We start from the raw sequence: 6,000 nt of genomic DNA on the forward strand, positions 1-6,000 counted from the left end.
AATGGTGCGAGATTCGTCGGTGTTCGCCCGCATTGCTGAACGTCGCGATGATGTGCGAGATTGAAGAAGCAAATGAAGAAGTAAAACTAACGGGACGTGGGGAATCGACTTTACAGTCCTTTCAAAAATAAGAGGCGTACATGTCCAGCGGGAAAGCAGCTGAAATCGCGGCACGGCTTGATCGGTTGCCACCTTCGCGTACGGTCTGGACGATGGTCATCCTGATCTCGCTTGGCGGTGTATTCGAATTCTACGACCTGTTCTTCACAGGTTACGTTGCGCCCGGGATGATCCAGTCCGGATTATTCAAACCGGAGTCGCTAGGCTTCTTTGCTGCTCTCCAGCCTCTTGCCGTTGCCGGCTTCGGCACCTTTGTGTTCGCCACATTTGCAGGACTATGGGTGGGCACCCTCGCGCTGGGTTATGTTGCGGACCGGTTCGGCCGGCGCCTGATCTTCACGTGGTCGCTGGTCTGGTACATGGTCTGCACGGTCATCATGGCGTTCCAGACTTCCGGGTTCGCGCTCGATATATGGCGCTTTATCGCGGGCATTGGCATTGGTGTCGAGCTGGTAACGATCGACACGTATATCTCCGAGCTGATCCCAAGCCAGGAGCGCGGCCGAGCTTACGCGATGAACCAGTTCATCACGTTTGCAGTCGTACCGGTCGTCGCATTTCTCGCGTATGCATTGAACGGGACGCGGCCGCTCGGCCTCGACTATTGGCGAGTTGTAATCCTGATCGGGTCCGTGGGCGCCGTGGTTGTCTGGATCTTGCGTCGACATATTCCGGAGAGCCCGCGTTGGCTTGCGCGTCATGGCCGGACTGATGAAGCTGAGAAGATAGTCGCGGACATCGAACGCCGTGTTGTTGCGGAGAAGGGCATCATCCTGCCGCCGCCACAAGCGGTCTTGCCTGAAAGAGAAGGACGTGGCTCGCTCAAGGAAATCTTCGCGCCGGGTTATCGGCGCCGAACGATCATTCTCTCGATCTTCAACATGGCGCAAGTGATCGGTTTCTATGGCTTCGCCGCCTGGGTGCCGACGCTTCTGATCCATCGCGGCATTCATGTCACGGCAAGCCTCGGATATGCATTCGTCATTGCGATTGCAAACCCCTTTGGTCCGCTGCTGGGCATGTTGTTCGCCGACAAACTCGAAAGAAAAACGCAGATTTGCGGTGGGCTTCTCACGATGGCCATCGTGATCGCGATATTTTCCCAGGTCTCCACGCCATGGATCCTGATCGGGCTCGGCGTGTTGTTCACCTTGGCCGCGAACATCATGTCCTATGCTTACCACGGCTATCAAGCCGAGCTATATCCGACCCGCGTGCGGGCGCGCGCGATTGGTTTTGTGTATTCGTGGAGCCGGATTTCAGCGGCCTTCGCCGGGCTGGCGATCGGTATTCTGCTGCATGGATATGGCGTGACGGGCGTGGCTGTATTCGTCGGCATGTCGATGCTGGTGGCAATCTGCATGATCCTGCTTGGACCTTCCACCAAAGGGCTGGCGCTCGAGACCATCAACCATTGAATCGTTTGCGGTTGGTATTCATTCGCGGGCCTTCACCACGAGCGCGAGCACCAGCAGCGCCGCCAGGGACAATGCTACGTACTACTCGGTTTCATCAACCGCCGGATCACTCTCAGAACTTGTGGCGCATGCCAAGGATAAACATCTCCTGGCTGGCTGTGCCGTTAAAGCCATATGAGCCGATCGAAGCCTGTGCTGACGAAGTGGTGCCGTCCGGGTTGAGCTGGCTGCCGCTGGCATGCTGATAAGCGCCCACTGCATAAAGATCCGTGCGCTTGGACAGCGAGTAATCCGCGCCGATGCTAGCCTGATTATAAGTAGCCGACGTGTTGCCGCTCGCCTTCTCATACGAGTAGCCGACAGCAAACAACCAGGCTGGCGTGGCCTGGAAGTTAACGAACGCATTGCCAATGTTGTACTTCTCGGTGCTTGTGAAGGTCGAATCACCGTCGCTTTTGTATTGCGCGTTGCTATACGAACCGCCGACCGTGACAGGACCGATCGCGTACTGAATGGCCGCACGCGCTATACCCAGCGATTTAGCGGTCGTGTACCCGTTGTTGATCGCGCCGTCGAAGATTGCGTCTGACGATGAAGTCGGATCCCATCCGTCGCGAAACGCGCCTGCGGTCGGACTGGGGTTGGTGGCGAGGAAATAACCGGCGGCAATACCGAGCGGACCGTTGTTGTAGGTGACCGCCCCGCTGTAGGTATAGCCCTGGCCCGTGCGGCCGGCCAGACCGCTGAAGGCGTACAGCCCCTCGAACTGCAAGCCGGAGTAATTAGGCGACACATACTTCACGGCGTTCGATACGCGCAGGCTGTTGTCGTAGTTGTCCACGTCGCCGGGGGTCGCAAAAATACTCCCGAAATAATTGTCCGCCGTGAGCGGTTGAACCATGTCTACAAGCGGATCATATTGTCGACCCAGCGTCAGGGTGCCCCAACTATCACCTGACAGGCCGACGAACGCCTGACGTCCAAATTCCCGGCCGCCCTGACCTAGCTGACCTGTGCCAATATCAAAACCATTTTCTAAATCGAAGATTGCCTTTATGCCGCCGCCAAGATCTTCCGAGCCCTTCAAGCCCCAGCGATCCCCTGACAACGTGCCATCGATAAATCCCCATCGCGCGCCTTGGCTGGTTTTTACATAACCCACGCCCGCGTCGATCGTTCCATACAACGTAACGCTGGACTGCGCCCGCGCTACCCCCGCCATACCAAGAAGCGCCAACGAGACCGCGCCAAGGGCTCTCTTCTTCATCTCTTTCTCCACGCTAAGACTCGGGAATAAGACACGGGAAAAAATTTTTCTTGCAACGTACTCAGACAATATCCAGCAGTTCGTCTATTACAATTCTTTTGATTGGTATACCTAAATAGATTTACAAATAAACGAAATGAAAAAAACCCGTCAAAACACTGTAATTGAGAGAGACCGCAAGCAGGCTCGCGGTCTCAAACTCGCACTGAAAATGTTTGGCAACAACTTTCGTGAAGAACGCGAGCCGAAGTTAATCTAGTCCAAAAAAACAACTTGTTCAATACCTCCTACATACGCAATTGTTGTTTTCTAGTGCCGAGTCGGTGCTAACTGTTCTGCAACGAACTCACGGAACATAAATTGCTTTTACAGGTGTTCTGAGTCATAGACCGCAACGGTTTCGACCGGCGAAAATTTGCACCATTCTGGCACTCAAAAAAGAAAATAAAACACGACAGTATTCGCGGATTCTTGCTAATACCGCTATTAATACGGCGAATATCCGCCGGTCGATTTTTTATTGTTCCGCCCCCTGTCGCGCGCGATCTGTCATGCGTATTTTTTACCTTTTAACAAATCCTCAATCATCACGGGCAGCGACCGGACTCGCACTCCAGTTGCGTGGAGGACCGCGCTGGTAATCGCCGGCGTGTCCGCAGCCATGATGTAGTCGGCGAGATTGCTGTTGATCGATGCACCCGTGCGTCGTCATAGGTCGTATGTTCAGCGCCCTGTCTGCCCAATCCCCGCCTACCGGCCGGCGACCGCCCGTGCGATTTTTCGGTCGGTTTTGTATTCGCTAAGCGCGTAGACCGACCAGATTGCAGCCGGGATCCAGCCAATAAGCGTGATCTGCAGCAGCAAGCAGATGATCCCGGCAAACGGCCGGCCGATCGTGAAGAACTGGAGCCAGGGCAAGAAAATGGCGAGCAGGAGGCGCATGAAGTTTTCCGTCGTGTTAGAAGAAGGCCGTCCAGAATCGGCGACCCCGTTTTTTCGTCGTGCAAGGACGTGATAACGGTCCGCTGGGCCAAAACTTTAGCCCTTTCTTTGTGGCAACGACAAGCGCTACGCTTGGAACATAGGGCGCATGCCAATTCGAACCATTGATTGGCTACATCTCCATGAGGCACAATCAATGCGTATTCGACACTGCAGATGGATCGAATCCAGCCGCTACCAGCGCCTGATGCAGCGTCTCGAAGATGTGCGATTCTCCCAGCACTGCGGTGATGCCGTGACGGTCCATATCGGCTCGCAGATACCGGTTGACGCGCGCAAACAGCACGTTGACATCGCGCTGCTTCAAACTCTCGCAGAATTCACCGAGAGTCCGGGCCGCCGAATAATCGAGGTCCGTAATCGCGCTGGCGTCCACGATCAACCAGTGCACAGTCGTGGGCGCGCGGTCGAGCATGCGGCGCACATCGTCGACGAAAAAATGATCGTTCGCGAAAAACAGGTCTGCGCCAAAGCGATACACAAGCAACCCCGGTGCGGTCTCGGTGCCGGGCGTGGCAGGCACTGGCGCCCAGCGTCCGTCAAGTGCCGGAGTGGGCGCAAGCATCATGGTGTGCGGATGATAACTATGGCGCACATGGCGCAGCAACGACAACGCAACCGCCAACAGTATGCCATCCTCAACACCGATCACCACCACCGCCAGGGCCGTGACAAGTGCCAGCGTAAGTTCACCCGGACTTTCGCGGCGGATGGCGTAGAGGCTCTTGACATCAACTAATCCGATCGCGATCGTGAACACAATGCCCGCGAGCACGCAGTGCGGCAGATACTGCAGCCACTTGCTGAAGAACATCAGCACCACACCGACCACGACCGCGAACACCACTTGCGCGAACTGGCTGCGTGCGCCGGCGCGATCCGCCATGGCGGTCTGGGTCGGACTGCCGTTGACCACGAACGCCCCGGTCACGGCCGCGACAGCGTTGGCTGCAGCAATACCCAGGATGTCCGCATCGGCGTCCACTGGTTCGCGATAGCGCTCTGCAAACACTCGTCCTGCCGCGACGCTTTGCGCAATGATCATCACGAAACAGGATGCGGCCACGGGCACGAGGTCCAGCGTCTGCTGCCAGGTTGCAAGCGGAAAACTCAGCGCTGGCAGACCGCCGGCAACCGGGCCTACGATCGAGATTCCGTGCCCGGCGAAGTCGTAGGCATAACTCGCCGCAATGCCGCCGATCACGGCGAACATGGCGACGGGAAGACGCGGCAGCAAACGCTTGAACACGAGAATACAGGTCACGACTGCAGCCGATATACCCAGCGTTGGCAGCGATATGTGAGCAAGATTCAGCGCTATTGATTCGATCTGAACCAGCGTGCGCGACGACCCTGTTGATATGCCAAGCATGTCGCCCAGCATCGCGACGCCGACCTGGACGCCGACCCCGGCCAGGAAACCGAGCAAGACCGTACGAGACAGGAAATCAGCCAGGAAGCCGAGCTTGAAGATCCGCGCGAGCAGCAACATTCCCGCAGTGAGCAGCGCAACGACCCCGGCTAGCGCCATGTATTGCGCGCTGCCGGCCGTGGCCATGGTCGAGAGATGGCTTGCGAAAATGGTAGCTGTCGCCGAGTCTGCTGCCACGACCAGATGACGGGATGCGCCGAAGAGTGCGAATGCGAGCAGCGGTAGAAATGCGGTGTAAAGGCCGGTCACGGCCGGCATCCCCGCGATGCGCGCATAGCCCAACACTTGCGGAATATCCATTGTCGCGAGTGTCACGCCGGCCAGGAGATCGCGGAGGGCGGCGCCGCGGCCAAGCGGCAATACGCCCGTTAGTAACTTAAAGCGCATTGCGCGTCCCCGAACGATGTTGGTTCCAATGGTCCAATAAAAATGAATTTTTCATTGACGCATCGTGCCGCAAGTTGCTTTGGTAGAGCAAGGGTTCTTCTTAGTTCGCGGTCATTGTGCATGCGCCGGGGTTGCCAGGTTCCCGCGTTGGCGGTCAGGGTCAATGCCCGGTTGATGCTTTCAGGGCTAGTGGCCTACTTAGGTTTGCTAATCTCTTTATCACTATTAGCCACTGCGCGTGGCGGCGCGTCATTTCCTGGTCCTTAGCGAAAAAAACGAAGCAAAGAAAACGCTTTCACCGCTCTACCCTAAGTGTCCACAGCGTGCAGTTTTGATTCATGGGTGCCCCAAAAGCACGGTGCTCGCCAGAGCTT

4 protein-coding genes and 1 pseudogene are annotated in these 6,000 nt (G+C 56.7%); 1 reads left to right on the plus strand and 4 read right to left on the minus strand.

What is annotated here, in order from left to right:
• Positions 1-212 precede the first annotated feature (212 nt).
• Complete coding sequence (locus ACSQ83_RS34620) at positions 213-1,538, plus strand: MFS transporter (RefSeq protein WP_436231210.1); 1,326 nt, start codon at positions 213-215, stop codon at positions 1,536-1,538.
• Between the two features lie 112 nt (positions 1,539-1,650).
• Here ACSQ83_RS34620 and ACSQ83_RS34625 read toward each other — a convergent pair whose 3' ends face one another.
• The 4 genes and pseudogenes from ACSQ83_RS34625 to ACSQ83_RS34640 all read right to left on the minus strand — a co-directional run bounded on the left by ACSQ83_RS34625 (position 1,651) and on the right by ACSQ83_RS34640 (position 5,626).
• Positions 1,651-2,805, minus strand: a complete 1,155-nt coding sequence (locus ACSQ83_RS34625) for a porin (protein ID WP_414954759.1) — start codon at positions 2,803-2,805, stop codon at positions 1,651-1,653.
• A 549-nt stretch (positions 2,806-3,354) separates the two neighbouring features.
• A pseudogene (locus ACSQ83_RS34630) lies at positions 3,355-3,551 on the minus strand (hypothetical protein); the annotation flags it as partial.
• A 4-nt stretch (positions 3,552-3,555) separates the two neighbouring features.
• Complete coding sequence (locus tag ACSQ83_RS34635; protein WP_031360535.1) at positions 3,556-3,747, minus strand: YqaE/Pmp3 family membrane protein; 192 nt, start codon at positions 3,745-3,747, stop codon at positions 3,556-3,558.
• Positions 3,748-3,940: 193 nt separating this feature from the next.
• Positions 3,941-5,626: a SulP family inorganic anion transporter gene (locus ACSQ83_RS34640; RefSeq protein ID WP_414954760.1), complete on the minus strand. Its 1,686-nt coding sequence runs from the start codon at positions 5,624-5,626 to the stop codon at positions 3,941-3,943.
• Positions 5,627-6,000: the final 374 nt, after the last annotated feature.

It is taken from the genome of Caballeronia sp. LjRoot29 (assembly GCF_964252755.1).
Classification (GTDB): Bacteria; Pseudomonadota; Gammaproteobacteria; order Burkholderiales; family Burkholderiaceae; genus Caballeronia.

Excerpts from the sequence above, each read along its gene's own strand:
- ACSQ83_RS34620 (WP_436231210.1), top strand. The coding sequence starts at position 213 with ATGGTCATCCTGATCTCGCTTGGCGGTGTATTCGAATTCTACGACCTG.
- ACSQ83_RS34625 (WP_414954759.1), bottom strand. The coding sequence starts at position 2,805 with ATGAAGAAGAGAGCCCTTGGCGCGGTCTCGTTGGCGCTTCTTGGTATG.
- ACSQ83_RS34635 (WP_031360535.1), bottom strand. The coding sequence starts at position 3,747 with ATGCGCCTCCTGCTCGCCATTTTCTTGCCCTGGCTCCAGTTCTTCACG.
- ACSQ83_RS34640 (WP_414954760.1), bottom strand. The coding sequence starts at position 5,626 with ATGCGCTTTAAGTTACTAACGGGCGTATTGCCGCTTGGCCGCGGCGCC.